Origin of the sequence: Falsiroseomonas sp. (assembly GCF_030695085.1) — a bacterium.
Classification (GTDB): Bacteria; Pseudomonadota; Alphaproteobacteria; order Acetobacterales; family Acetobacteraceae; genus Falsiroseomonas.
In genome coordinates, this window is sequence record NZ_JAUYTS010000204.1 from 1 (window position 1) to 25,636 (window position 25,636).

The 25,636-nt window shown below is 70.0% G+C and carries 26 protein-coding genes; 6 read left to right on the plus strand and 20 right to left on the minus strand.

All coding sequences use genetic code 11. The annotated features are described in order from the left end of the window. From Q8S40_RS21355 to rimP, 4 genes are all read right to left on the minus strand, one after another. A partial coding sequence (locus Q8S40_RS21355) for a translation initiation factor IF-2 associated domain-containing protein (protein WP_305672015.1) occupies positions 1 to 633 on the minus strand: 633 nt, incomplete at its 3' end. 181 nt (positions 634 to 814) lie between these two features. Continuing rightward, positions 815 to 1,462, minus strand: a complete 648-nt coding sequence (locus tag Q8S40_RS21360; RefSeq protein WP_304816164.1) for an RNA-binding protein — start codon at positions 1,460 to 1,462, stop codon at positions 815 to 817. Between the two features lie 40 nt (positions 1,463 to 1,502). Next, positions 1,503 to 3,224 carry a transcription termination factor NusA gene (gene nusA / locus Q8S40_RS21365; protein WP_305672043.1) on the minus strand — a complete coding sequence of 574 codons (1,722 nt, stop codon included), beginning with the start codon at positions 3,222 to 3,224 and terminating at the stop codon, positions 1,503 to 1,505. A 10-nt stretch (positions 3,225 to 3,234) separates the two neighbouring features. Beyond that, positions 3,235 to 3,939 carry a ribosome maturation factor RimP gene (rimP, locus tag Q8S40_RS21370; RefSeq protein ID WP_304816162.1) on the minus strand — a complete coding sequence of 235 codons (705 nt, stop codon included), beginning with the start codon at positions 3,937 to 3,939 and terminating at the stop codon, positions 3,235 to 3,237. 344 nt (positions 3,940 to 4,283) lie between these two features. Between rimP and Q8S40_RS21375 the strand changes: the two genes are divergently transcribed. Then, a complete protein-coding gene (locus Q8S40_RS21375) occupies positions 4,284 to 4,898 on the plus strand; it encodes a PEP-CTERM sorting domain-containing protein (RefSeq protein WP_305672016.1) in 615 nt (204 codons plus the stop codon). A 17-nt stretch (positions 4,899 to 4,915) separates the two neighbouring features. Here Q8S40_RS21375 and Q8S40_RS21380 read toward each other — a convergent pair whose 3' ends face one another. The 4 genes from Q8S40_RS21380 to dapB form a co-directional block, all read right to left on the minus strand. Next, on the minus strand, positions 4,916 to 5,626 hold the full coding sequence (locus Q8S40_RS21380; RefSeq protein ID WP_305672017.1) for a tRNA (guanosine(46)-N(7))-methyltransferase TrmB: 711 nt from the start codon (positions 5,624 to 5,626) through the stop codon (positions 4,916 to 4,918). A 93-nt stretch (positions 5,627 to 5,719) separates the two neighbouring features. Next, entirely contained in the window at positions 5,720 to 6,907 is a 1,188-nt protein-coding gene (gene metK / locus Q8S40_RS21385) for a methionine adenosyltransferase (protein WP_305672018.1), read from the minus strand. 143 nt (positions 6,908 to 7,050) lie between these two features. Next, positions 7,051 to 7,674, minus strand: coding sequence for a DUF7002 family protein (locus tag Q8S40_RS21390; RefSeq protein WP_305672019.1), 624 nt, complete (start codon positions 7,672 to 7,674; stop codon positions 7,051 to 7,053). Then, positions 7,671 to 8,444 carry a 4-hydroxy-tetrahydrodipicolinate reductase gene (gene dapB, locus Q8S40_RS21395; protein WP_305672044.1) on the minus strand — a complete coding sequence of 258 codons (774 nt, stop codon included), beginning with the start codon at positions 8,442 to 8,444 and terminating at the stop codon, positions 7,671 to 7,673. The genes Q8S40_RS21390 and dapB overlap by 4 nt, the downstream gene beginning before the upstream one ends. 221 nt (positions 8,445 to 8,665) lie before the next feature. On the opposite strand from dapB, the gene Q8S40_RS21400 reads away from it, so the two are divergent. Then, positions 8,666 to 9,742, plus strand: coding sequence for a tripartite tricarboxylate transporter substrate binding protein (locus tag Q8S40_RS21400; RefSeq protein ID WP_305672020.1), 1,077 nt, complete (start codon positions 8,666 to 8,668; stop codon positions 9,740 to 9,742). Next, positions 9,739 to 10,875 carry a hypothetical protein gene (locus tag Q8S40_RS21405; RefSeq protein ID WP_305672021.1) on the plus strand — a complete coding sequence of 379 codons (1,137 nt, stop codon included), beginning with the start codon at positions 9,739 to 9,741 and terminating at the stop codon, positions 10,873 to 10,875. The genes Q8S40_RS21400 and Q8S40_RS21405 overlap by 4 nt, the downstream gene beginning before the upstream one ends. A 38-nt stretch (positions 10,876 to 10,913) precedes the next feature. Here the strand turns inward: Q8S40_RS21405 and dnaJ are convergent, their stop codons facing one another. Together dnaJ and dnaK are read right to left on the minus strand one after the other, a co-directional pair. Next, positions 10,914 to 12,068 carry a molecular chaperone DnaJ gene (gene dnaJ, locus Q8S40_RS21410; RefSeq protein WP_304816153.1) on the minus strand — a complete coding sequence of 385 codons (1,155 nt, stop codon included), beginning with the start codon at positions 12,066 to 12,068 and terminating at the stop codon, positions 10,914 to 10,916. 101 nt (positions 12,069 to 12,169) lie between these two features. Next, positions 12,170 to 14,131, minus strand: a complete 1,962-nt coding sequence (dnaK, locus tag Q8S40_RS21415) for a molecular chaperone DnaK (RefSeq protein WP_305672022.1) — start codon at positions 14,129 to 14,131, stop codon at positions 12,170 to 12,172. Between the two features lie 216 nt (positions 14,132 to 14,347). Here dnaK and Q8S40_RS21420 point away from each other — a divergent pair, with 216 nt between their 5' ends. Then, entirely contained in the window at positions 14,348 to 15,628 is a 1,281-nt protein-coding gene (locus Q8S40_RS21420) for a DUF3422 family protein (protein WP_305672023.1), read from the plus strand. Positions 15,629 to 15,863: 235 nt separating this feature from the next. On the opposite strand, the gene Q8S40_RS21425 is transcribed toward Q8S40_RS21420, so the two are convergent. The 3 genes from Q8S40_RS21425 to Q8S40_RS21435 form a co-directional block, all read right to left on the minus strand. Then, on the minus strand, positions 15,864 to 16,475 hold the full coding sequence (locus Q8S40_RS21425; protein ID WP_305672024.1) for a nucleotide exchange factor GrpE: 612 nt from the start codon (positions 16,473 to 16,475) through the stop codon (positions 15,864 to 15,866). A gap of 124 nt (positions 16,476 to 16,599) precedes the next feature. Next, positions 16,600 to 18,060 (minus strand): methyl-accepting chemotaxis protein, encoded by a 1,461-nt coding sequence (locus Q8S40_RS21430; RefSeq protein WP_305672025.1) that lies wholly within the window; start codon positions 18,058 to 18,060, stop codon positions 16,600 to 16,602. After that, positions 18,060 to 18,416 (minus strand): hypothetical protein, encoded by a 357-nt coding sequence (locus Q8S40_RS21435; RefSeq protein ID WP_305672026.1) that lies wholly within the window; start codon positions 18,414 to 18,416, stop codon positions 18,060 to 18,062. The genes Q8S40_RS21430 and Q8S40_RS21435 overlap by 1 nt, the downstream gene beginning before the upstream one ends. Positions 18,417 to 18,527: 111 nt before the next feature. Here Q8S40_RS21435 and murJ point away from each other — a divergent pair, with 111 nt between their 5' ends. Continuing rightward, a complete protein-coding gene (gene murJ, locus Q8S40_RS21440; RefSeq protein ID WP_305672027.1) occupies positions 18,528 to 20,063 on the plus strand; it encodes a murein biosynthesis integral membrane protein MurJ in 1,536 nt (511 codons plus the stop codon). Positions 20,064 to 20,069: 6 nt separating this feature from the next. Here the strand turns inward: murJ and Q8S40_RS21445 are convergent, their stop codons facing one another. The 5 genes from Q8S40_RS21445 to Q8S40_RS21465 form a co-directional block, all read right to left on the minus strand. Continuing rightward, the gene (locus Q8S40_RS21445; protein WP_305672028.1) at positions 20,070 to 20,693 is read right to left on the minus strand and encodes a hypothetical protein; all 624 of its coding nucleotides are present in this window, start codon (positions 20,691 to 20,693) and stop codon (positions 20,070 to 20,072) included. A 94-nt stretch (positions 20,694 to 20,787) separates the two neighbouring features. Continuing rightward, on the minus strand, positions 20,788 to 21,303 hold the full coding sequence (locus tag Q8S40_RS21450; RefSeq protein WP_305672029.1) for a L,D-transpeptidase: 516 nt from the start codon (positions 21,301 to 21,303) through the stop codon (positions 20,788 to 20,790). Between the two features lie 33 nt (positions 21,304 to 21,336). Continuing rightward, a complete protein-coding gene (locus tag Q8S40_RS21455; protein WP_305672030.1) occupies positions 21,337 to 21,675 on the minus strand; it encodes a hypothetical protein in 339 nt (112 codons plus the stop codon). A 57-nt stretch (positions 21,676 to 21,732) separates the two neighbouring features. After that, complete coding sequence (gene ribA / locus Q8S40_RS21460) at positions 21,733 to 22,938, minus strand: GTP cyclohydrolase II (RefSeq protein WP_305672031.1); 1,206 nt, start codon at positions 22,936 to 22,938, stop codon at positions 21,733 to 21,735. Next, positions 22,935 to 23,150, minus strand: a complete 216-nt coding sequence (locus tag Q8S40_RS21465) for a hypothetical protein (protein WP_305672032.1) — start codon at positions 23,148 to 23,150, stop codon at positions 22,935 to 22,937. The genes ribA and Q8S40_RS21465 overlap by 4 nt, the downstream gene beginning before the upstream one ends. 86 nt (positions 23,151 to 23,236) lie before the next feature. Between Q8S40_RS21465 and Q8S40_RS21470 the strand changes: the two genes are divergently transcribed. Beyond that, complete coding sequence (locus Q8S40_RS21470; RefSeq protein ID WP_304816137.1) at positions 23,237 to 23,956, plus strand: response regulator transcription factor; 720 nt, start codon at positions 23,237 to 23,239, stop codon at positions 23,954 to 23,956. Between the two features lie 41 nt (positions 23,957 to 23,997). Here Q8S40_RS21470 and Q8S40_RS21475 read toward each other — a convergent pair whose 3' ends face one another. Beyond that, entirely contained in the window at positions 23,998 to 24,594 is a 597-nt protein-coding gene (locus Q8S40_RS21475; protein WP_305672033.1) for a malonic semialdehyde reductase, read from the minus strand. A gap of 164 nt (positions 24,595 to 24,758) precedes the next feature. Then, positions 24,759 to 25,325, minus strand: a complete 567-nt coding sequence (locus tag Q8S40_RS21480; protein WP_305672034.1) for a NifU family protein — start codon at positions 25,323 to 25,325, stop codon at positions 24,759 to 24,761. Between the last annotated feature and the right edge of the window lie 311 nt (positions 25,326 to 25,636).

Sequence of the window (25,636 nt, forward strand, 5' to 3'; positions counted from 1 at the left end):
AACCGGAGCCTCGGCGCGAACCGGGGCCGGGGTTTGCGTCGGTGCCGGGGCCTCGGCCGCACGTGCGGGCTCAGCCTCGGCCTGCGGCTCCGGCTGCTCCTCCACCACCGGCGGCGGGGCGCGACGGGCTTCCTCGGCGGCGCGACGCGCCTCCTCGGCGGCCAGGCGCTCCTCATCCTCGGCGCGGCGGCGGTCTTCCTCAGCGCGGCGCGCGGCTTCCTCGGCGGCGGAGCGGACCTGGAGCGCCTGGCGCTCACGCTCCTCCCGCTGCCGCTGCGCTTCGGCGCGGCGCTGTTCCTCGAGCACGCGCTGGCGCGTGGCGAGTTCCGATTGTGTCAGCGGGCGGCCTGCCGCGGCGGGCGGCTTGCCGGCCGGGCCGGCCGCGCGCGGCGGCCCACCGGCCGGGCGTGGCCCAACCGCCGGCCCGGCAACGCCGGGCTTGGGCTGCGCCGCGGGTGTGCCGGGGGTCGCGGCGCGCTTCTTCAGCACCTCGACCTGCACCACCTTGCTGCGGCCATGGCTGAAGGACTGGCGCACGCTGCCAGCATCCACCGTCTTGCCCAATTCCAAGCGCCCACCCGGCCGCAAGGAGAGCCGGCCCTTGGCCGCATCCTGGTCGTTCTGGTCGCTCATCCGCCGATCCGAACCTGATCTTTCGTCCGTCATGTCCAGCCGCGCGTTGAACGCGGCACCCTGTGCTTCCGCGCATGCGCGGGTGAAGTCGGTACCGCACCCCGAAACCGCGGAGCACAGCGATCATACCCCCTCCAGCCACCGCCGGATGGTCCCCGGTCGCCGCCGGGGGGCGGTCCGCCTAGGGCAGCGCCAGAGGAACTCCCCCGTTTGGCGCGTTGCCCCTGCCATCGGCTGCGGCGGCGACGCCCGCGAGCCGTGCGGCTTCCGCCGCGATCGCCAGCGCCAGTTTCCCCGGCGCCACCGCAACATGCACCGCCCGGTCACGACCGAACAGCGCCCCAAGCTCCTCGCCGGTCAGCGGGGTTACCGCTGGCACCTGCCGGAGCCCAACCAACCGGGCCCGTTCCGCCGCGCTGCCATCCGAAGCCTGGACCAGCAACGCAGCACGTCCCGTCTGCAGCCACTCCAGGGCTGCCTGCCATCCGCTCACCGCCTGCCCGGCCCGCCGTGCCAAGCCGACAAGATCGCGGACCCGCCCATGCAGGCCGGTCTCGATCCGCGCGCGAAGGTCGGGGAGGACGTGCACCGGACCACGCGCGGCCTTGGCAAAGGCCCCGCGGGTTGCGGCACGTTCTAACACATCGGCCCGGGCGCTCAACCACATTCCCCGGCCGGGCAGCCTTGCGTTCAGGTCGGGGACCAGTTCGCGGTCCGGCGACAGCACGAAGCGCAGCATCGCTTCCTTCGGCAACCGCTCACGCGTCACCAGGCAACGGCGCAGCGGGCCGGTCTCCGGCTCCTCCGCGTCATCCACCTCGGTCGCCACGACCTGCGGCAAAGGCTCCGGCGTGGGGGCCGGCGTCAGGTCAGGTCCTGGCTGCGTCGTCTTGTTCCCCATCGGGTTCCCCCTCCGGTGCCGCTTCGCCGAGGTCTTCGGTTGCTGCGTCTTCGGTCCAGCCTTCCGGGATTTCCCCTGTGGCGTCGCCTTCCGTGACTTCAGAATCCTCAGCCCCCGCTTCCTCGCCCTCGGCGTCGTCATATTCGCCATTCTGCGCGGCCAGCGCGCCCACCACATCCTCGTCGCCGAACCAGCCGGCGGATTGCCTTGCGGCGAGGATCACGGCATTCGCCGTCTCCTCATCCACCGCATCCGTGCCGAGGATCTCGACCAGCTCATCGCCGGCCAGATCCGCCAGATCCTCCAGCGACTTCACGCCCTTCTCGCCGAGCGCCACCAGCATGGCGGGGGAGAAGCCGCCAACCTCGGCCACCGCATCCTCCACGCCCATCTCGCGGCGCTTGTCGTCCATTTCGCTTTCGCGCTTGTCGAGGAAGGCCTGGGCGCGGCGCTTCAGCTCCGCCGCCACATTCTCATCGAAGCCCTCGATCTCGGCGAGTTCCTCGTCATCGACGTTGATGATGTCTTCAATGGAGCCGAACCCTTCGGTCACCAGCAGCCCGGCAATGACGTCATCGACGTCCAGCCCCTCGACAAACAACCCGCTGCGCTTACGGAAGTCTTCCTGGCGGCGTTCCGATTCCTCGGCTTCCGTCAGGATGTCCACATCGTAACGCGTGAGCTGAGATGCAAGACGCACATTCTGGCCGCGACGCCCGATCGCCAGCGAAAGCTGGTCATCCGGCACCACCACCTCGACGCGCCGCGCATCATCGTCCAGCACCACCTTGGTGACCTCGGCAGGCGCCAGGGCGTTGACGATGAAGGTGGCCTGGTCGGGCGACCACGGAATGATGTCGATCTTCTCGCCCTGCAGTTCCTGCACCACCGCCTGCACGCGCGAGCCGCGCATGCCGACGCAGGCACCGACCGGGTCGATGGAGCTGTCGCGCGAGATCACTGCCATCTTGGCCCGCGACCCCGGGTCGCGCGCCACCGCCTTGATCTCGATGATGCCATCGTAGATTTCCGGCACTTCCTGCGCGAACAGCTTGGCCAGGAAGCCCGGATGCGTGCGCGACAGGAAGATCTGCGGGCCGCGCGGTTCCTCGCGCACGTCGTAGATATAGGCGCGCACCCGGTCGCCATTGCGGAACGCCTCGCGCGGGATGGTCTCGTCGCGGCGCAGCAGGGCCTCGGCCTTGCCGAGCTCGACCATCAGGTTCCCATATTCGGTGCGCTTGACGACGCCGTTGATGACCTCGCCGACGCGATCCTTGTATTCCAGGTACTGCTTGTTGCGCTCAACCTCGCGCACGCGCTGCACGATCACCTGCTTGGCGGTCTGGGCGGCGATGCGGCCGAAATCGATTGGCGGCAGCGGGTCGATGATGAACTCGCCGGTCTTGATGCCCGGCTTGATCTTCTGCGCGATGCGCAGCGAAAGCTGCGTCGCCTCATTCTCCACCGGCTCGGCATCCACCACTTCGGTCCAGCGCGAGAGCTTCACCTCACCCGACTTGCGGTCGATGACGGCGCGGATGTCCTTCTCATGGCCATACTTGGCGCGGCCGGCCTTCTGAATGGCCTGCTCCATCGCCTCGAGCACCTCGTCGCGCTCGATCATCTTCTCGCGGGCGACGGCATCCGCCACCAGCAGCAGTTCCGGGCGCGCGATCGCGACATCCATCGCCATGGCGTCAGTTCCTCTTCGGGGTTGAGCGGCGACGGGGGGCGGGAGGGGCTTCCTCCTCCACCTCCGGCGCTTCAGCGGATTCGTCTTCGGCAACCGGCGGCTCGAGCGCCGCATCGTCTTCTCCGGCCGGCGGCTCAAGCGCCGCATCGCCTTCTCCGGCCGGCGGCTCAAGCGCCGCACGGCGGGCATCGGCGACGGCGGCCAGCGCCGCGCTGTGCTCGATCAGCGCATCGGTCAGCACCAGCTTGGCGCGGCGGATGTTGCCGCGCGGCACCACCAGCTCCGTGCCATCCTCCAGCCGGAGGCGGACTTCCTGCGCATCGGCGCCGAGCGCGATGCCGCGCAGCCGCCGCCGGTTGTCCTGCGGCACCTGCAGATCCACGCTGGCGAGCTGGCCGGCGTAGCGGTTCCAGTCCTTCACGCGGGTCAGGGGCCGGTCGATGCCGGCGGAGGAGACCTCGAGCGACCATTCGCTGCGGATCGGGTCCTCCACATCGAGCACGGCGCCGACGGCGTGGCTGATGATCTCGCAATCCTCCACACGGAAGGTCGCTTCATCGGCCCGGTCGGCCATGATCTGCACCACCGGCCGTTCCTTGCCGCTGACCTGCACGCGCACCAGCTCGTAGCCAAGCTGGACCAGCGTGGGCAGGATCGCCGTGGCGATACGGGCCTCGAGGCCCTCGTGATGGGGTTGGTCGTCGTCCATTGATGCCTTCCAGGCCGACGAGCCCGGGGCCGGGAAGCGGCCAACAAAAAAGGCGGCCCGGTTAGGGGCCACCTCCCGGACAGGTCGGAAAGCGATCTCGCATCACTACTATATGTCCGATCATCGGCTGCTGCAAGCGCCGCGGCATCCGGCTTTGCGCGACGTCATCGGTTGCCGCCGTGATGACGGGCCGGCGTCGATGTGTCGGCGGAACTGACGCCGCTGCCGGCGCAATACGTCCGCGCCCATTCAAGTTGTTGATCCGTAACAGTGGCACTGCGTTTGCTTTGGCCAGGACCGCGGAGCCTTGGTCTGCAATCACATCAGAGCGAGTGGAGGCCTTGATGACGAAGCGGCGCGGTACTGGTCTGTATTTCCTGGCGGCGGCGCTCAGCGCCACCCTACTGGCGACGAAACCCGCGGCGGCGGGCCTGGTGGATTGCCCGCCGATGTACACCTCGGACTTCGGCGCGCAGGTGGAGAACCTCGCCGGCACGCAATCCGCGGCCAGCGCCTGCCAGTATCTGACCCCGGCCGATCCCGCCAATGTCGCGAACATCGTCAACATCAACGCGGCGGGCTTCTTCGGCCTCACCGATTGGCAGGATAACGGCCAGACCCTGCTGGCGGATGCCGCCAGCACCGGCCAGTTCGGCACCTGGTCCGTCAGCAATGTGAATTTCACGCTGTTCGACTACATCATCGTCTTCAAGGATGGCCCCGGCACCAATCTGACTGCCTTCCTGCTGAACGAACTGTTTTCGGAAGGCGTCTGGACCACCCCCTTCTTCAACCCGCCCTTCGACCTGCCCGCCGGCAAGTTCTCCGAGGATGTCGCGCATCTGACCGTCGCCAGGCGGGCCGTGGCGGTGCCGGAGCCGGCCTCGCTTGCGCTGTTCGGGACCGGCATGATGGGCCTCGGCCTGCTGCTGCGCCGGCGCCGCCAAATAGCCGCGTGAAGGGTTGATCCGGCCGATCAGCGCCGGGTGAAGACCCACCAGACCGGCTGCCGCCCCGCGCGCACCGCCTTGGCCTCATACCGCGTGCCGGGTGTGCCTTCGGGGCGGGTGGTGTGGCGGGCGGCCAGGGTGAAAAGCGCCTGGTCGGCGAACACCTCCGCGACCCAGGCCTGGTAGGTCGGATCGTCGCTGGCGATGCGCCATTCACCGCCCGGGCGCAGCACGCGGGCGACCATGGGCAGCATTTCGGGATGCACGAAGCGGCGCTTGGAATGGCGGGATTTCGGCCAGGGGTCGGGGAACATCAGCATCAGCCGGTCCAGCGCGCCCTCCGGCAGCAGGCCCAGCAGGTGCCGGGCATCCTGCGGCCACAGCTTCAGGCTTTGCGGCAGCGGCGCCGTCGCCTCCCCGCCATCCGGCACCAGCCGGGTCAGCAGGGAACACAACCCGTTCTCGAACACTTCGGAGGCGATATAGGCCACATCGGGATGGGCGCGGTGCTGTTCCAGCGCATGTTCGCCGCCCCCGAAGCCGACTTCGAGCCACAGCCTCGCGCCGGGCATGCCGAAGGCGGCCAGCGGGTCGGCGGCCTGCTCCGGCATCAGCCGCAGCCGCGGCAGGGTGGCGTCCAGCAGCAATTGCTGGCGCGGCCGCAGCTTATGGCCGCGCTGGCGGCCATAGAGCCGGTCCGGCACGCCCTCGGCCAGTGGCGGACGGTCTGCGGTCATGAAGCGCCTCGAAACGAAAAAGGGGCGACGGGCCTGCGCCCGCCGCCCAATCAGGCAGGACCGGTCCGCGCCGAAGCGCGGGCCGGGTAAGGTTCAGCGGTTGAAGGCGCGGCGGATCTCATCCGCCAAGTCCGTCTTTTCCCAGGTGAAGGTGCCCTTCTCCGGGTCCGGCGTGCGGCCGAAATGGCCGTAGGCGCTGGTCACCGCATAGATCGGGCGGTTCAGGTGCAGGTGTTCGCGGATGCCGCGCGGGGACAGGTTCATCAGCCCGTCCATCACCTTGGCTAGCTTCGCCTCGTCCACATCCTTGCCGGTGCCGTGCAGGTCGAAATACACCGACAGCGGCTTGGAGACGCCGATCGCGTAGCTCACCTGGATCGTGCACTTCTCGGCAATGCCGGAGGCGACGACGTTCTTCGCCACATAGCGCGCGGCATAGGCGGCGGAACGGTCGACCTTGGTCGGGTCCTTGCCGGAGAACGCGCCGCCGCCATGCGGCGCCGCGCCGCCATAGGTATCGACGATGATCTTGCGCCCGGTCAGGCCGCAGTCGCCATCGGGGCCGCCGATGACGAAGGTGCCGGTCGGGTTCACATACAGCTCGTTCTCCGGGCACATCCAGCCCTTCGGCAGGCTGCTCTCGATGATCGGGCGGATCATCCGCTTGATCTCGGCCTGGTCGAGGCGTTCCTCGTGCTGGGTCGAGACCACGATGCTGGTCGCGCCCACCGGCTTGCCATCGACATACTTCAGCGTCACCTGGGACTTCGCATCCGGCAGCAGCCCGGCCACGGCCAGATCCCCGGCGCGGCGCATCTCGGCGATGCGGCGCAGGATCAGGTGGGCGTAGTACAGCGGCGCCGGCATCAGTTCCGGCGTCTCGCTGCAGGCGTAGCCGAACATGATGCCCTGGTCGCCGGCGCCTTCATCCTTGTTGCCGGCCGCGTCCACGCCCTGTGCGATATGCGCGGACTGGGCGTGCAGGTGGCATTCGATGCTGGCGTTCTGCCAGTGGAAGCCTTCCTGCTCATAGCCGATGTCGCGGATCGCCATGCGCGTCAGGTGCATGAGCAACTCAGGCGTGACACTGCCCGGGCCACGGGTTTCGCCGGCCAGCACCACCCGGTTGGTGGTCACGAGAGTCTCGCAAGCCACGCGGGCATAGGGGTCGGCCGAGAGGTAGGCGTCGAGCACGGTATCCGAGATGCGATCCGCCACCTTGTCCGGGTGGCCTTCGGAAACGCTCTCGGACGTGAAAAGGTATTCGCCCTTGTCGCGCATGGCGTGATTCGGCCTCTTGTCGCGGGAGGGCCGGTTCGCCCCGGCCTGGCTAGACAGCCCGGTGGACCCGGGACAGCGGCGTATTGCAGTGCGATGTGGCGGGGTCAAGGCGGGTGGGCCGCAATTGATACACAGCCCACACGTCAGGGTTGTGGCTGGGAATCGATGAACAATTCCGCCAGCCCGGGCACCCCGCCGGGGATGGCCAGCTCCACCGGCCGGCGGCCACGCGGGTCGGCATAGGCGCCGAGGCGGTGCCAATCGGCCAGGCTGCGGCGATGCCGCGGGTGCCGTACCGCCCCGGTGTTGATCGGCGTAAGCCGCGCCGCGGCCCCATGCCGTTCCAGCAGTCGCCGCAGATCGACCCGCAATTCCACCTGCGGCCGCTTGGGGTCCGCCGCGCGCAGCCCTGCCACGCGGGCGGGGTCCAGCCAGAAGAAGACATGGCCATTGATGTGGCGCCGCCATTGCGCCGGCGTGGTGCCGCTGCCCTCCAGCGCCGGCCCCAGCTTGCTGTCCCACATCTGTTGGCGCCGCAGTTCCACCTCCCCATGCAGGCGGTGGCGCAGCGTGGTGAAACGGTCGCGATTGCACTCCAGCAGGCGGGTCGCCTCCGGCTCCGGTACCTCGAACAGCGCCACGAGGGCTGCCGCCGAAAGCAGGCCGTGCCGCCGCAGCATGGGCAGCGCGGCCCGCGGCGCCAGGTGCCAGGCAACGCCGCCGGTCGCAGCGATCAGCGCCTCCGCATCCCAGCCCGGCAGGCTCATCGCATGCCCAGCACATCCATCATGGAATACAGCCCCGGCTTGCGGCCGATGATCCATTGCGCCGCGCGCACCGCGCCCACGGCATAGGACCGCCGGTCGAAGCTGCGATGCGTCAGCGCGATGTGTTCCGTCGCCGCGGCGAAGATCAGCGTGTGTTCCCCCACCACCTGGCCGCCGCGGAGCGCGGCGAAGCCGATGCTGCCGGTGGCGCGTGCGCCGGTATGGCCATTCCGCCCGCTTTCCATCCCGGCCTGTTCCAGAGTCATGCCCCGCCCGGCCGCCACGGCACGGCCGAGGGCGATGGCGGTGCCGGAGGGCGCATCCACCTTCTGCCGGTGGTGCATCTCGACGATCTCGGCATCGTAGCCCTCGGCGGGCAGGGCGGCGGCGAGCTTCTCGGCCAGGGCCAGCACCAGGTTCACCCCCGGGGCGAAATTCGCGGCATGCACCACCGGCACCTGCGCCGCGGCCTCCGCCACCTCCCGCGTCTGTTCCGCCGAGAGGCCGGAGGAGCCGAGCACCAGCGGCACGCCATGGCGCGCGGCCAGGATGGCATGCGGCACGGCTTCCTCGGCATGGGTGAAATCGATGACCACATCGCTGGCGGCGAACAGCGCCGCCGCATCGGGCAGCAACGGCCCGGTGGCCTCGGCGGGTGGGCGGTTGCCGGGGCGGGTGGTGCCGCCGGCCAGCGTGGCACCAGCGCGACGCACCTCCTCGGCCAGCAGCACGCCCATGCGGCCGGCAATGCCGGCGATGCCAATGCGGATCATGTGCGGGCCCCTTTTGGCGATGCACTCAAGGCTGCCCGCCAGGGGTGGCAGGGTCAAGCGAAGCGCGGAAGCATGGCCGGGGGGGGCGGGCGGCGACGCGGGTGGGACCTTGGTTCCGCGCCACCGCCTGCCAGTGCCATCGCAGGGGGGATGCGATGACATGCAACCAACGTGGCGACACGCAAAGGGTTTCCCGCGGCGCGCCAAATGCGGAGGCGATGCGGGTGCTGGCAAACCAGATCAGAAGAAATCCACGATTGACCCGGTCTCTGCCGCGCGACACTCTGAAATCAAAGAAAGCAAGAGGAAACGCCATGTACCGCCGTAATCTTCTCTGCTCAACTTTGGGCGGGGCGGCAATTCTGGCTGCTCCCGGCGTGCGGGCGCAGGCCAGATGGCCCGACAGGCCGGTGCGGCTTGTCATTCCTTTTGCGCCCGGCTCATCCTCCGACACCGTGGCGCGACTGGTGATGAGCAAGGCCAGCGAGATGCTCGGGCAGCAGGTGGTGATCGAGAACCGCGCGGGGGCAGGCGGGCTGATCGCGGTGCAGTCCGTGCTCCGCGCGCCCAACGACGGTTACACCTATCTGTGGGGCGGCGGCACCGCCATCACCGCGGCCGTGATGCAGCCCAACCCGGGCTTTGATTGGGCGACCGCCTTCGCGCCCGTCATCGTGGTCGCTGAGCAGCCCGCCGTTCTGTGCGTCAAGACCGCGGCCCCCTGGGCCGATATCTCGGCGCTGCTGGCGGCGGCCAAGGCCAGTGAGCATGGGCTTCGCTACGGCTCGGGTGGCGTCGGGACCCCGGCCCATATGGCGGCCGCGGCCATGCTGCGACTGATCGAGGCGAAGGGCGTCCATGTGCCCTATCGTGGCGCCAACCAGGCCGCCCTGGCGGTCGAGCAGGGGGAGGTGGATTTCGCCTTCGCCATCAGCAACATCGCCGTGCCGCGGGCGCAGGCGGGCCTGGTGCGAATCCTGCTGACGGGTGGCGCCCGGCGGATGTCGATGATGCCGGAGGTGCCGACGCTGGCTGAAACGCTGTCCGGCGGGCCGGTGGTCACCTCCGTCGCCTCCATCGTCGGCGCGGCCGGCATACCGGCGGAGGCGATCAGCCGGCTGCATGCGGTGGTCCACCGTGTGGTGTCGAACGATGCAGCCTTGCAGGACATGCTCACCCGCGACGGCGGCGAAGTCAGCCTCTCCGACAACCCCGGGCAATATGCCGCCCAATGGCCGGAAGAGCATGCGCGCCTCACCCGCCTGATCGAGCTCTCGGGTGCCAAGGTCGAATGACGCCCGAGACCTTCTTCCCGGCCTATGACGGGCTGGGCGAACGGCGCAGCGGCAGCGAAGGCGATGCCGCCGCGGCCACTTGGCTGCGCGAAGCCGCAGAGGCAGCCGGGGCCACCGCCACGCTGTTGCCGGTTGCCTTCCAGCGCCTGATCCCATCGACCGCCTGCCTTGATGCGGAAGGGCGTCGATTCGAAGGACTGCCTCTGTTCGACGGCGGGTTGACGGCCGCCGGAGGCATTGCGGGCCGTCTCGGCCCGCTGGGTTCCGATGCGGAAATCGGGGTGGCGGAGTTCCACCCCTCGGCGGCCAGCCTCCCGGGCAACGCCTTCGCCCGGGCCCGCGCGGAAAGCCGCCATGCCGGCATCGTCATCGCCCTCCGCACCCTTGGCGATGGGCTCGCGCCGCTGAACGCACATGACCACGCGGCGCCCTTTGGGCCGCCGGTGCTGCAGGTGGCCGGGCATGATGCCGCGGCGCTGGGTGTGCTGGCCGCGGCCGGTGTGGGCGGCGTGTTGCGGGTGGAAGGGCGGCACGAGCCTGGCATCTCGCACAGTGTCAGGGCAGACCTTCCAGGGGCCGGGCCTCCCCTGGTCCTGCTGACGCCGCGCACGTCCTGGTGGACCAGCACGGCGGAAAGGGGCGGCGGAATCCTGGCCTGGCTGACCGCGCTGCGTGCCCTGGCTGCGGCGCCCCGCGACCGAATGGTGGTGGGGCTCGCCACCTGTGGACATGAATTGGGGCATTTCGGGGCGCATGCCGCCTTCACGGCTGACCCCGCCTTGGCCAGCGCCTCCGCGCTGGTTCTGCACCTTGGCGCGAATCTAGGCGCGGCGCGGGACGGGCATCTGACGGTACGGAGCAATGTGCCGAAGCTGGCCGAGGCCATGGCCGAATTGCTGGTGCGTGAAGGCTATCCCCACGACGCGATCGAGGCGGTGACCGGGGGCAAGGCCAATGGCGAAGCGCATGAGATTGAGGCGCGTGGCGGTCGCTATCTGTCGCTGATCGGACGCAACCCGTGGTTTCACGCGCCCGATGACCGCTGGCCGCACAGCATCGATCTGCCCCGTGCGGCCGCCATCGCCCGCGCGACCGCGGCGATGGCGCTGCGCCACGCCGGTGCCGGGAGGTAAACGCCGCGCGTTGCTTCAGGCTGGGCTGAAGCCGGCCCTCAGCGGCCCAGCCCGTCCCAGAACTCCTTCACCTTGGCGAAGAAGCCCTCCGTCTCCGGGTTGCTGCGGCCGGTCTTCTCGCATTCGGCCTCGAACTCAGCCAGCAGTTCCTGCTGCCGCTTCGACAGGTTCTGCGGGGTTTCCACCGCCACCTGCACATACATGTCCCCCCGCGCGGCGGAGCGCAGTACCGAGAAGCCCTTGCCGCGCAGGCGGAACTGGTCGCCGGTCTGGGTGCCGGCCGGGATCGTCACCCGCGCCCGCCCGCCATCGATCACCGGCACCTCGACCCCCCCGCCGAGCGCCGCCTGCGTCATCCGCAGCGGCACACGCACGAAGATATTGGCGCCGTCGCGCTGGAAGATGGCGTGCTGCTTCACCGCCACATCGACATACAGATCGCCCGCCGGCGCCCCGCGCAGCCCGGCCTCCCCTTCGCCGGACAGGCGGATGCGGGTGCCGTCCTCGACGCCCGCCGGGATGGTCACGGCCAGGGTGCGGTCGCGCTGCACGCGGCCCTGGCCGGCGCAGACCTTGCAGGGGTTCTTGATGATGCGGCCGGAGCCGGAGCAGGTCGGGCAGGTGCGCTCGATCAGGAAGAAGCCCTGCTGCGCCCGCACCTTGCCGGCGCCGTTGCAGGTCGGGCAGGTGCTGGCGGATTGCGCCGCCGGGCCTTCGCTGCCGGTGCCCTTGCAGGCCTCGCACACCACGGAGGACGGCACGCGGATGGTTTTCTTGCTGCCGCTGAAGGCTTCCTCCAGCGTGACTTCCACCTGGTGGCGCAGATCATTGCCGCGCCCGGCCGCGGCCCGGCCGCCACCGCGCCCCCGGCCGAGGCCGCCGAACATCTCCTCGAAGATATCCTCGAAGCCGCCGGCGAAGGGGTTGCCACCCATGCCCGCGCCGCCGCCGCCGCCGCCACCGCCCTGTTCGAAGGCGGCATGGCCGAAGCGGTCATAGGCGGCGCGCTTCTCGGCGTCCTTGAGAACGTCATACGCCTCATTGGCTTCCTTGAACTTCGCCTCGGAACTGGTGTCGCCCCGGTTGCGGTCCGGGTGATGCTGCATGGCGAGCTTGCGGTAGGCCCTTTTCAGGTCCTCCTCGCTCGCATCCCGGGCGACGCCCAGGACTTCGTAATAGTCGCGCTTGGCCATGGTCCCGTGGGTCCTCGCGGGGCGGCGTGGTCAACATGGCAACGCCCGGCTTCTTGCGAAGCCGGGCGCGCCGCTCGGTCAGAGCTGGAAAAAGCCCGGTATCAGGAGGGCTTCTTCTTGGTCGGGTCGACTTCCTCGAACTCGGCGTCCACCACCTTGTCGTCCGGGTTGCCGCCCGGGCTGCCATCGGTCGGACCGCCCGCCTGCTCGGCCTGGGCGGCCTGCGCCTTGTACAGCGCCTCGCCCATCTTCATCGCGGCCTGGGACAGGGTCTCGTTGGCCTTGTTGATGGCCTCGACATCCTGGCCTTCCATCGCGGTGCGCGCGGCGGCGATGGCGGCCTCGACCTCGGCCTTCTCGCCGGCCGGGACCTTGTCGCCGTTTTCGCGGATCGTCTTCTCGGTGGAATGCACCAGGGCATCCAGGCCGTTGCGGGCCTCGACCGCCGCGCGGCGCTGCTTGTCGGCCTCGGCATTCGCCTCGGCGTCACGCACCATCCGCTCGATGTCGGCATCGGACAGGCCGGACTTGGCCTGGATGCGGACCTGCTGCTCCTTGCCCGTCGCCTTGTCCTTGGCGGAGACGCTGACGATGCCGTTGGCGTCGATGTCGAAGGTCACCTCCACCTGCGGCACGCCACGCGGCGCCGGCGGCAGCCCGGTCAGGTCGAACTGGCCGAGCAGCTTGTTGTCGGACGCCATCTCGCGCTCGCCCTGGAACACCTTGATGGTGACCGCGGACTGGTTGTCATCGGCCGTCGAGAAGACCTGGCTCTTCTTGGTCGGGATCGTCGTGTTGCGGTCGATCAGTCGGGTGAACACCCCGCCCAGCGTCTCGATGCCGAGGCTCAGCGGCGTCACGTCCAGCAGCAGCACGTCCTTGACGTCGCCCTTCAGCACGCCGCCCTGGATCGCGGCGCCGATGGCGACCACCTCATCCGGGTTGACGTTGCGCGCGGGCTCCCTGCCGAAGAACTGCTTCACCAGTTCGATGACCTTGGGCATGCGGGTCATGCCGCCCACCAGGATCACTTCGTCGATCTCGCCGGCGGAAACCTGCGCGTCCTTCAGCGCCTGCTTGCACGGCTCCAGCGTCTTGGTGATCAGGTCGTCGACCAGCGCTTCCAGCTTCGCGCGGCTGAGCTGCATCACCAGGTGCTTCGGCCCGGAGGCGTCGGCGGTGATGAAGGGCAGGTTCACCTCGGTCTGCTTGGAAGACGACAGCTCGATCTTCGCCTTCTCGGCGGCTTCCTTCAGGCGCTGCAAGGCGAGCTTGTCGCCGCGCAGGTCGATGCCCTGCTCCTTCTTGAACTCATCGGCCAGGTAATCGATGACGCGGGCATCGAAATCCTCGCCGCCGAGGAAGGTGTCGCCATTGGTGGACTTCACCTCGAACACGCCGTCGCCGATCTCGAGGATCGAGACGTCGAAGGTGCCGCCGCCGAGGTCGTAGACCGCGATGGTGCCGCCCTTCTTCTGGTCCATGCCATAGGCGAGCGCGGCCGCCGTCGGCTCATTGATGATGCGCAGCACCTCGAGGCCCGCGATCGCGCCGGCTTCCTTGGTGGACTGGCGCTGGGCGTCGTTGAAGTAGGCCGGGACGGTGATGACCGCCTGCGTGACCTTCTCGCCGAGATAGGCCTCGGCGGTCTCCTTCATCTTGGTCAGGATGTCGGCGCTGATCTGCTGCGGCGCATAGGCCTTGCCGTCGGCCTCGACCCAGGCGTCGCCATTGGCGGCGCGCACGATCGAATAGGGCACCAGGCCCTTGTCCTTGTTCACCATCGGGTCGTCGAAGCGACGGCCGATCAGGCGCTTCACGGCATACAGCGTGTTGGTCGGGTTGGTGACCGCCTGGCGCTTGGCGGACTGGCCGACCAGCCGCTCGCCATTCTTCGCGAAGGCAACCATGGAGGGGGTGGTACGCGCACCCTCCGCATTCTCAATGACCCTGACGTCCTTGCCTTCCATGATGGCGACGCAGGAATTGGTGGTGCCGAGGTCGATGCCGATGACCTTGCTCATCCGAGTGTCTCTCCTGTGCGGCGGACGGGTACGGCCCATGGGTTCAACCCTTCGGCACCGTGCCCATCCCCTGATCCGTGACGGATGCGGGTTGGGTAATATGCGGCCAGGCCGGGGGACGCCCCGGCCTACCGTGTGACCGTCATGTATTCAGGCAGGGCAGGGTGGACAAGACCCGCGGCCGGCCCTGGCCTTGGAAAGACTCGCGATTCCCGTATTCGTGGCGGCGCCGCACCGGTAAGCTGCGCCGGTCAGATGATCCAGCACCTCCCCCCCCACCCGCAGCGCGACGTGCTGACGGGCGAACTCCACGCCCGCCCGCCGCTGCCTTTGCAGACGCCGGTGGCGATCAGCCGCCTGGCACTGTCCGGCGAATCCGGTGGCGACCGCGGCGCGGGAGTGGCGCATCTGGCCGCGCTCTGCCGCCGCTATGGCGTGACGCCGCCAGCGCCGGGCTCGGACTTCGTCATGGCGGATTTCGGCGCCTTTCGCGTGCGCTACGAACGCCATACCGAATTCGATGGCTGGACCTTCCTGCGCCCCGGCCTGTCCGACCACCCGGAAGACCCGTTCGCCTTCACCGCCATCGCCGCGGTGCCGACCGATTGGCTGGCCGCCCTGCCCGGCCGCACTTTGGTCGCCGCCCATATCGCCGTCCTGCCCACCGCCGGGGAGGATGAGGCCCCGCCCCCCGGCTGCTTCGCGCCCGATGGCCTGGCCGGCGCCAGCCTGTCCGGCGCCGCCGCCACCGCCTGGACCGATTTCCGCCTCGGCCCCGATGGCTTCACCCGTATCCTGCTGCAGGACCACGGCCTGACCCCGGCGCTCGCCGGCCGCCTGGCCCAGGCGCTGTGGGAGATCGAGACCTACCGGCTATTCGCCTTGCTGGCCCTGCCCCCCGCTCGCGCCGCCTCCGGCGAGCTGGCCCGCGCCTCGGACCGCCTCGCCACCCTGTCCGAACGCCTGACCGGCCTGGCCGAGCTGGAAGCGGAACGTGCGGCACTGGAGGAACTCTCGGAACTCGCCACCGGCATCGAACAGATCGCCAACGCCACGGCGGACCGCTTCTCCGCCGCCAACGCCTACCACGCACTGGTCGGCCGCCGCCTCCAGGTGCTGCGGGAGGAACGGCTGCACGGCCTGCCCACCCTCACCGAATACCTGGAACGTCGGCTGGACCCGGCACTCGCCACCATCCAGGCCACCGGCGCCCGCATATCGGCACTCTCCGTCCGCTGCGGCCGCGCCGTGGACCTTTTGCGCGCCCGCGTCGCCGTGGCCCAGGAAGCGCAGACCCAGAAGCTGCTCGCCGCCATGGCCGAGACCGGCCGCGCCCAGCTTCGCCTGCAGGAAACCGTGGAGGGTCTCTCGGTCGCCGGCATCAGCTACTACGTGCTGTCCCTGGCCGGCTACGCGCTGAAACCCCTGCCCTGGGGACCGCTGCGCCTCGACATCATCCTGGCCGCCCTGGTCCCCGTGGTCGCCGGCCTGGTCTGGATCCGGATGCGACGGCGGCGGCGGAAGCTGGCGAAGTAGCGCGGCGATTCACGAGGGCCGTTGCCCCTCGCGCTCCCCACCAGAGGGCATGCCCTCTGGACACAATTTCAGGAACAGGTTGGAGGAGGGGCATGCGGAACCGTGCGTCCGGCGCACGCGCCGGCCCTTCCTCCAACCTGTTCCTCAAGGCATGGGTTCAAAGGGCCAAAGCCCTTTGTGGGGGGTGCCGGGGGGCAAAGCCCCCTGGCGAACAACCAGCGCAACAGCGCCCAGCCTACTTCCCCGCCACCACCACCATGGCTGGCTTCAGCAGCCGGCCGTGCAGGGTCCAGGCCGGGGTCCAGGCCTGGATGACGGTGCCGGGTTCGGTGCCTTCGGGGGCCGGTTGTTCGGCCATCGCCTGGTGCAGTTCCGGGTCGAATGGTTGGCCCTGGGCGTCCAGCCTGGCGATGCCGTGGCGTTCCAGCATGGTGACGAAGGCGCGTTCCACGCCTTCGAAGCCGCCGCGAAGCTTGCCGAGGATTTCCGGTTCGTCCTCGGCGGAGGCTGGCAGGCTATCCAGGCCGCGGCGCAGGTTTTCGGCGGTTTCCACCACGTCGCGCGCGAATTTCTGCACGGCGTAGAGGCGGGAATCCTCGATCTCGCGCTTGGTGCGGGTGCGCAGGTTCTGCATCTCCGCTTCCGCGCGCAGCCATTTCTCGCGCATCTGGCCGAGTTCGGCTTCCAGCGTCGCGATGCGTTCGGCATCGGTCGGCGGGGTCGCGGTTTCGCTGCCGTGCTGCGTGCCGTGCTGGGCGTTACCGGGCTGGGCGTTGGCCTGTGCCCCGTTCTGGGCTTCGGCCGCGGCGGTTTCGGCCGGGGTCGGCGTGTCCTGGGTATCGCTCATGGATTGGGTGTTCTGACTCGCGGAGTGGGGTCGGCGTGCTGACCTTCACCTAAGCGCCCCGATGGGGCGCGGCAAGGACTTGAAGCCCCAACCGGGGTGTGCGGGCCGCGCCGTCCGGGGCCGTTCAGGCCGCCCGCAGCCCCGCAACGGTCACCTGGAGCGAGGTGCGCAGGGAATCGGCGCTGGAATCCAGCGTGCGGGCCGTCGATTCAAGCTGCTCCACCGCCTTGGCGGTGGCCCCGATGGCGGTTTCCGCATGGCCGACGGCGCCGGAGGCGCGTTCCGTGCTTTGCGCCACGCGCTGCGCGGTGCGGGCGATTTCCTGGGTTGCGCTGCCCTGTTCCTCGACCGCCGCCGCCATCGCGGAGGAGACATGCTCCAGTTCGGCCACCACCTCCACGATGCCGCGGATGGCCTCCACCGCCTCCCCGGTCGAGGTTTCGATACCGCCGGCCTGGCGGCCGATTTCCTCGGTCGCCTGGGCGGTCTGCGCGGCCAGCGCCTTCACCTCGCCCGCCACCACGGCGAAGCCCTTGCCGGCCTCGCCGGCGCGGGCGGCCTCGATCGTGGCGTTCAGGGCAAGGAGATTGGTCTGGCTGGCGATGGCGCCGATCAGGCGCACCACCTCCCGGATCCGTCCGGCGCCCTCGGACAGGCCGGTGACGATGCGGTCCGTGTTGCGGGCGCGCTCCGCCGCCGCGCGGGCCACGCCGGCGGCGCTGGCCACCTGGCGCGTCACTTCCTGCACCGAGGCGGCCAGTTCCTCCGCCGCCGAGGCCACGGTCTGCACGTCCATCGCCGCTTCCGTAGTGGCCGAGGCCGCGGCCTGCGCCGCTTCCGTGCCGCTGCGGGCGGCCTGGGTCAGGCCATCCGCCGCCGTGCCGAGGTCGCGCGCGGCCAAGGTGAGCTGGCTGCTGCAACCGCCGATCTCGCCTTCCACCTGCCCGGCCAGGGCGATCCGCCCGTCCCGTGCCTGGCGGGCAGCGGCGACCTTCTCGGCCTCCTTGCGCGCGCGTTCCGCCTCCTCCCGCTGCCGGGCGGCCTCGGTCTCGGCCTGGGCGGCGGTGGCGGCGGCGGCGGCGCGTTCCAGATGGGTCAGCACCATCAGCAGCGCGGCGGCTTCCGCCACCAGGATGCCGGCATGCAGCGCCACTCGGCCCAGCGTGCCCTCCCCGCCGAACACCGCCATCGGGGCCAGTTCGTTCAGCACGGTGTGGTGCAGGGCGACGGTGAGGGCGGCGAGGATGATCGCGCGGCGATCCACCAACCCGGTCAGCACGGCCAGGCCCGCGAAATAGGCCATGTGCAGGTCGGTCCGCAGCCAGGGCGCCACCACCCAGACCAGCACGGAGATCTGCACCATCAGCGCCACCGCGATCATCTGCCGCGCCACCGGCGCCGCGGCATCGCGCAGCCCGGCGCCGAGCGCGGCCAGCGCCGCCAGCGTGGCAAGCCCGGCGCCGCCCCAGATCTCGAGGTTTTCGCCGCCCGAGAGCCAGGCCACCGGCGCGGTGATGGCGGCCAGCCCGACAAGCAGCCACAGCAGGGCCCGTCCACTGCTGCGGCGAATGTGATCCAGGTTCATCAGCTTGATTTTCCAGGGCGATCGGGGGGGATGCCGGCGCCGGAGCAGGGCGCGCGGCCATAGGCCGGCAGCACCAGCCAGATGCCGGAGGTGGTGGTGGGTGCCGTCGTGATGGGCGCGACCAGCGCAAGGGTAAGCGGGCCAAGCCGCCGGATTGAGATCGGGTCCCAGCCCGGTTCGGCCAGCACGCGCAGCAGCGCGGCGCCTTCCGGCACGCCAGGCCCGAAGACCAGCGCCAGGGGCTGGCCGGCCCGCGGCTGGGCCTGGGCCACGCCGAGACCGGCTGTCGCCAGCGCCAGCAGCAGCACCGGCAGCAGGGGAGCCTTGGCCTTGTCGGAAGGTTTGCAGCGCGTCATGAAACATCTTCGCAGCGCCGCGCAAAAATTGTCTTAACCAGCCACGCCAAGGCAGCGCTATCGGCCAACCGCCTGATATCCGCGCGGCCGGTTCCGGCCTACACAGGCGAAATGCTACGCAGCGTCTTCACCGTCGGCGGCTGGACCATGGCGAGCCGCATCCTCGGCTTTGTCCGGGATATGCTGATCGCCGCCCGCCTCGGCGCCGGGCCTGTGGCGGATGCCTTCTTCATCGCGTTGAAGCTGCCCAACCTGTTCCGCCGCCTGTTCGGCGAGGGCGCCTTCAACGCCGCCTTCGTGCCCGCCTTCGCCGGCAGCTTCGCGCTGGACGGCCCGGCGAAGGCGCGCGCCCTGGCCAATTCGCTGGCCGGGCTGATGTCCATCTGGCTGGCCTTCCTGGTGATTCTCGGCATCGTGTTCATGCCGCAATTGCTGTTCGTGCTGGCGCCGGGGTTTTCAGGGGAAAGGCTGGCGCTCGCCATCGAGCTGACGCGGATCACCTTTCCCTATCTGCTGTTTATCTGCCTGGCCGCGCTGGTCTCCGGCGTGCTGAACGGCATGAACCAGTTTGCCGCCGCGGCCGCCGCGCCGGTGCTGTTCAACGTGATCGCCATGGCCGCCCTGCTGGGGCTGACGCCCTATGTCGCGACACCGGGGCATGCGCTGGCCTGGGGTGTCATGGTCTCCGGCATCGCGCAGCTGGCGCTGCTGCTGGTGGCGGTGCGGGCGGCGGGGATGGTGATCAACCCGCTGTCGCGGCCGCGCATGACGCCGGATGTGCGGGCGGTGCTGAAGCGGATGGTGCCGGGGCTGTTCGGCGCGGGGGTCACGCAGCTCAACCTCGCGATCGATGTGGTGCTGGCCTCCCTGCTGCCGGCGGGCGCGGTCAGCTACCTGTATTACGCGGACCGGGTGGCGCAATTGCCGCTTGGCGTCATCGGCGCCGCGATCGGCACCGCGCTGCTGCCGCTGCTGGCGCGACAGCTTCGCACCGGGCGGCGGCTGGCGGCGCATCGCAGCCAGAACCGGGCGCTGGAACTGTCGCTGGCCCTCGCCTTGCCGGCGGCGGTCGCCATCGCGGTCACCGCCTGGCCGATCATCGCCACGCTGTTCGAGCGCGGGTTGTTCGACAGCCGCGCGACGGATGCCACGGCGGCAGCCCTGGTGGCCGGCGCCTTCGGCCTGCCGGCCTTCGTGCTGGTGAAGGCGCTGACCCCGGGCTTTTTCGCGCGCGGCGATACGGCGACGCCCGTGAAGGTGGGCCTGGGCATCGTCGCGCTGAACCTGGCGCTGAACCTGGCGCTGATTCCCTTCCTGGCGCATGTCGGAATCGCGCTGGCGACCTCCATCGCGGCCTGGGTGAATGTGGCGGTGCTGGGTGTGCTGCTGATCCGCCGCCGCCAGCTTGTGCTGGATCGCCGCCTGCGCCGGTGCGTGCCGCGGCTGCTGGCCGCCGCGCTGGTGATGGGCGGCGTGTTGCTGGCGCTGAACCTGGCACTGTTTCCGCTGACCGGCACGCTGGCGCGCTTTCTGGCGCTGGCCGGGCTGATCGCGGTGGGGCTGGTGAGCTATTTCGGCGCCGCGCAGGTCCTGCGCGGGCTGGACCTGCGCGAGGCTGCCCGGATGATGCGGCGCCGCTCCGGCTGATACCGGTTACTGCAGCGCGAGGCGCAGCCCGAGGCCGAAGAAATCCGAACCGCTGCCCTGCGGGGCGATGACACCGAAGATGCCGGAGCGGTGGTGCAGGCGCGGCACCAGGGTCAGCTGCGGCAGGGCGGCGTGGCTGAACTCCGCCTCGAAGGCCAGGTAGTTCATGAATTTGCGCGGCTGCTCGTTGTTCACCAGACCCTCATAGGTCGGGCGGGACAGGGCGTAGGACAGCCCTTCCGCCACCGCCACATTCATCCGCCATGGCCCGACGAGGGTGATCTCCCGGGACCGCAGGGCCAGGGCCAGCGTCGCCTCGCCATGCCGCTGCAGGCCGGTATGCCAGCCGAACTGGCCTTCCAGCTCGATCGAGGCCCCATCCAGCAGCCGGCCGACCACCGGCAGGTCCAGCCGCAGTTCCGGCACCAGCACCCGGCTGAGGGCGAGGGAGGTGAAGTGGCTGTTCTCCGTCTCGAAGCCGCCGCCGATGAAGCCGCGCGGCTTCATCCACTGGCCGTGATAGACGGTGGCGAACCAGCTTCGGTCGCGCGCGGGGGGCTCCGCCGCGGCCGGCAACGCCAGCCCGCAGGCACCCAGCGCCGCCGCTCCGATCATCGCCAGACGCCGCATGCAGATCTCCATGAGAGGTTTCCATGCACAAAGCGCGGCGCGGCGGTTCGTTGCCATTCAATCGTCAGGCCCGCGATCCTCAGGCGGCCGGTCTTCAAGGATCCAGCCGAACTTCCACCCCGCGCAGCCCGGCCGCCAGCACCTGGCGCAGATCCGGCAGGGACAGCGCGACGCAGCCCTCGGTCGGCGCGTAATCGGGCCGGGCCAGATGCAGGAAGATGGCACTGCCGCGGCCGCGCTCCACCGGGGCGTCGTTCCAGCCGAGAATGCCGATCAGGTCGTACACCGCATCGCTGCGCCACAGCGCCTCATGCCGCCCGCCGAAGGGCAGCTGGACGGGGCGGTTATAGGCACGGTCGGCGGGATCGTCGCACCAGCCATCCTGCGGCGCCAGCGGTTCCACAGGCACGGCGCAGGCGGGCGGCGGGCCGCGATCGGCGCGGTACAGCAGGCGGCGCAGCGCCAGGCGCGCGGCCGGCGTGGCGCCATCGCCTTCCTGCTTGCGTGCCGCCGGCACCACGCCGCCCTTGCCGAGCGCGCAGCGCAGCGTCCGGCCCTGGAAGCGGAACTGGCCATCCGCCGTCGCCAAGGCCCAGCCCGTGTCATCCATACATCGTCTCCTCCGCAGCCGGCGCAGGATGCCCTATGCGGCCGGGGCCCGCGACCTGTCGCGGCGGCTGGCCAGCGCGGTTCCGGGCTGGGCGGCCGGTGTCGCGGTGAATTCCTCGATGGCGGCGAAGACGGCGGTGGAAAGCATGCCGATCGGCCCGCCAAACGCCGCGGCCCCCAGCACGCGCAGCGCCGGGCTGATGGTCTCGCCTGTCGCCGCCCGGTAGATGCTGCCCACCACCGGCAGATGATGCAGCGGGTTCAACGCGCGCAGCACCTCATCGAAGCTGAGCGTTCCGGGGGTTGGCACATGCTCATCCGGCCCGAGGCGTGGCAGGATCTCGGCTGGTGCGCGTGGCGCGACGGGTTCCATGGCATCCGGCTCCTGGCAATCCGCGCCAGCGGAGCAACCGGCATGCCAGCAGGCCGGTCAGGTCAGCAGGTGGCCCATGCGGCGGGCCTTGGTCTCCAGGTAGCCGTCATTCACGCCATTGCCCTCGAACTGATGGGCTTCGCGGCCCTCCACCTCGATGCCGCAGGCGGCAAGGCCGGCGAGCTTGTCCGGGTTGTTGGTCAGCAGCCGCACCCGCTTCACGCCGATGGCGCGCAGCATTTCGGCTGCCACCCAGAAATTACGCTCATCGGCGCCATAGCCCAGCGCCCGGTTGGCATCGAGCGTGTCGAGCCCCTGGTCCTGCAGCGTGTAGGCGCGCAACTTGTTGACCAGCCCGATGCCGCGGCCTTCCTGCGCCAGGTACACCAGCACGCCGCCCGCCGGGTCCGCCGCCATGCGGCGGATGGCACCGCGCAGCTGCGGGCCGCAATCGCAGCGCAGGCTGCCCAGCAGATCCCCCGTGAAACATTCCGAGTGCACCCGCACCAGCGGGGCACCAGGGACGGCACCCTCGGGACCCGGGGCCGTGCTGTCCACCAGGATCGCCAGATGCTCAATGCCGCCATCCGCGGCGCGGAAGGCGATGATCCGGGCCTCCGGCGCATCCTCCAGCGGCACCCGCGCTTCCGCCACGCGGGTCAGGCTGGCCGGGGCCTCGATGGGGTAGGCGCTGACATCGGCTGCCTGCACCGAGAGCAAATCCAGCCGCGCGGCGGCCGATTCGGCGGCCGGGGCCACCACCAGCGCGGGCAGCAGGCGGGCCAGCTTGGCGAGCGCGATGGCCGGCAGCGCCTGCGGCGGCGTTGTGGTGCGTTCGGGCTGTTCCGGCAGCAGGCGCTCCGCCGTCGGGTCGGCCAGGGACCGCAGCGCCGCCGGGTCCAGCAGGCCGGGCGGCAGGCGCAGCGCCACCACACCCATCTCCGAAGCCGTGCCGATCGCCGCCGCGCCGAGCGCCTGCGGCACCGGGCGGTTCAGCACCGCCGCGGCGCGCACCGGCGCCAGCAGGAGCACGGCCGGGCCGCGCGCGGCGGCCGCCAGTTCGGCAAGGCCGCGAGCCGAGACGGTCTCCGCCGCCGCGACCACCAGCGTGCCTTCCGGCCCGCTGAGCAGGATCGGGGTGCCACGCCGCAATTCGCTGGCGGCCCGGTGAACGGCGCGCAGGGCGACGACCCTGGCATCGGGCGAAGCGGCATCATTCGCGCCTTGGGGGCGCTGGGAAAGGATCGGGGCCATGCTGCTCATGTGATTTTTTTGGCGTTCCATATGCCGCCCATTGGCGATTTCGAATGTGGCGCGCCAAAGGCGTTTGAAAGGGGGGACTGCCACAAGAAAAACGATTCGCGGCGGGAGAACAGGGCCAGGCCAGCGTAAATGCCGGGTCTGAGATTGCGGCACTTGCTGATCACGCCTACGCCAGTGCAAATTCGCTTGCCGGCACCGGTCTGTTCCGCCATCTAAATCGGGTGGCGACGGCACGGAGACGTGAAACCGATCCGCCCCAGACCCGTTGTCACGGGGCCTCACAGATACGGGAGCTACCATGTCCGGTCCACGTCCTATCCTCGTCGTGGACGACGACGATGCCCTGCGGCAGACGCTCGTGGAACAACTCGCCCATGATGGTGAGTTCTCCGCGACGGAGGCCGGTACCGCGGCGGAAGCCCTGGCCCGCCTTTCGGCCGAAGATGCGCGCTTCGACGCGGTGGTGCTGGATATCGGCCTGCCGGATGGCGATGGGCGCGACCTCTGCGCGCGGCTTCGCAAGCAGGGGCTGCGCATGCCGATCCTGATGCTGACCGGCGCGGATGGCGAGCAGGATATTGTCCGCGGCCTCGATTCCGGCGCCAACGACTACATCGCGAAGCCGTTCCGCGTCTCCGAACTGATGGCACGGCTGCGCGCGCAACTGCGCGTGTTCGACAATTCCGAGGATGCGGTCTTCAGCGTCGGCCCCTACACCTTCCGCCCCTCCGCCAAGATGCTGCTGGATGCGGCGCGCAACCGGAAGATCCGGCTGACGGAGAAGGAAGCGGCCATCCTGAAATACCTGTACCGCGCCAATGGCCGGCCGGTCGGGCGACAGATCCTGCTGAACGAGGTGTGGGGCTACAACAGCGCCGTCACCACGCACACGCTGGAGACCCACATCTACCGCCTGCGCCAGAAGATCGAGCCGGACCCGAGCAATGCCCGTCTCCTGGTGACCGAGGGCGGTGGCTACCGCCTGGACCCCACCGCAGGCCGCGCCCAGGCGGCCTGAGCGAAACGGCGCCGGCCAGGGCCGGCGCCTGCACCTGCCTGCTATTCCAGGCGCGCGGCCTCGTCGAAGCTCAGGCGCGGGCTGCGCGGGAACAGGCCGGCCGGGTCGCCGTAGCCGAGATTGACCAGGAAGTTGGACTTCCAGGTCGTGCCGGCAAAGAACAGCTCATCCAGCCTGGCATTGTCGAAGCCGCTCATCGGGCCGGCATCGAGGCCCACCGCGCGCGCGGCCATGATCAGATAGGCGCCCTGCAGCGTGCCGTTGCGGAAGGCGGTCGTCTCGGCGAGTGCCGGGTTGCCGGCGAACCAGGACCGCGCATCGGCATGGGGGAACAGGAAGGGCAGCTTGTCGTAGAAGGCCGTGTCGTGGGCGACGATGGCGATGACCGGCGCCGTCATGGTCTTCTCGACATTGCCGGGGGACAGCGCCTCCTTCAACCGGGCCTTCGCCTCCTCCGTCCGGATGAAGACAAAGCGGGCCGGGGACGCATTGGCCGAGGTGGGCGCGAATTTGAGGAGGTTGTACATCTCCTCCAGCTTGCTGTCCGGCACCGGCCGGTCCTGCCATACGTTCTGGGTCCGGGCTTCCCGGAACAGCGTGTCGAGGGCCTGGTCGTCGAGCGTGGCGCGGTCGGTCATGGAATCTCCGTCAGGCTGTTGCCGGGACGGAGATAGGGCGACGCCAGGCGGCGGGCCAATCCTCCGCCGCGATGGTCGTCATCGCCGCCCGGAATGAAGGCTGGACGGCGTGTGTGGTAGTCGCCGCGAGCGGCGTGTCTGGTAGTCGCGCGGGCGGCGGTGCGTCAGGCCTCGACCTGCTCCACGCGCAGCACTTCCGGCACGTAGTGGCGGAGCATCGTCTCGACCCCGTGCTTCAGCGTGGCGCGGGAGGAGGGGCAGCCGGCGCAGGCGCCCTGCATGTGCAGCCGCACCACACCGTCGCGGAAGCCGCGGAAGACGATGTCGCCGCCATCGCCGGCCACCGCCGGGCGCACACGCGTGTCCAGCAATTCCTTGATCTGGGCGACGATTTCGCCGTGCTCGGCGTCGAAATCCTCCTCCTCGGCGGCGGCGTCCTCGCCTTCCATCACCGGCAGGCCGGCCAGGTAGTGCTCCATCACCGCACCGAGCACGCGCGGGCGCAGCATCTGCCACTCGGCCTCCTCGGTCTTGGTGACGGTGACGAAATCCTGGCCGAGGAAGACGCGCGCTACATCGCCCACGGCGAAGATGCGTGCGGCAAGCGGGCTGCGGCCGGTGGCGTCCTCGGCCGCGGTGAAGTCGGCGGTGCCACGGCTGCCCGTGACATCCCGCCCGGGGAGGAATTTCAGCGTGGCGGGGTTCGGCGTGGCTTCAGTTTCGATGAACATTTCTGTCGCTTTCGCGGTGCTGGCGATACCAGACCTATGTGGTCCGTTTTACCGCGGGCTGCAACCAGCAGCGCCAAGGAACTGATCCAACCAGCCGCGTACCCCATAAGGCGGCACGCCTCTTCGGCGGGCCGAGGCCGCGGAGCGGCCGCCCGGCGCTTGAGGGCACCGAAAACGCGGCCCGCCCCCTTGGCGGGCCGAGGCGCCGACGGCGCCCGCCGCCTATGCGGCGAGCCAAGGCCGCGGCGCGGCCGCCCGGCGCTTGAGGGCATCGAAAACGCGGCCCGCCCCTTCGGCGGGCCGAGGCGCCG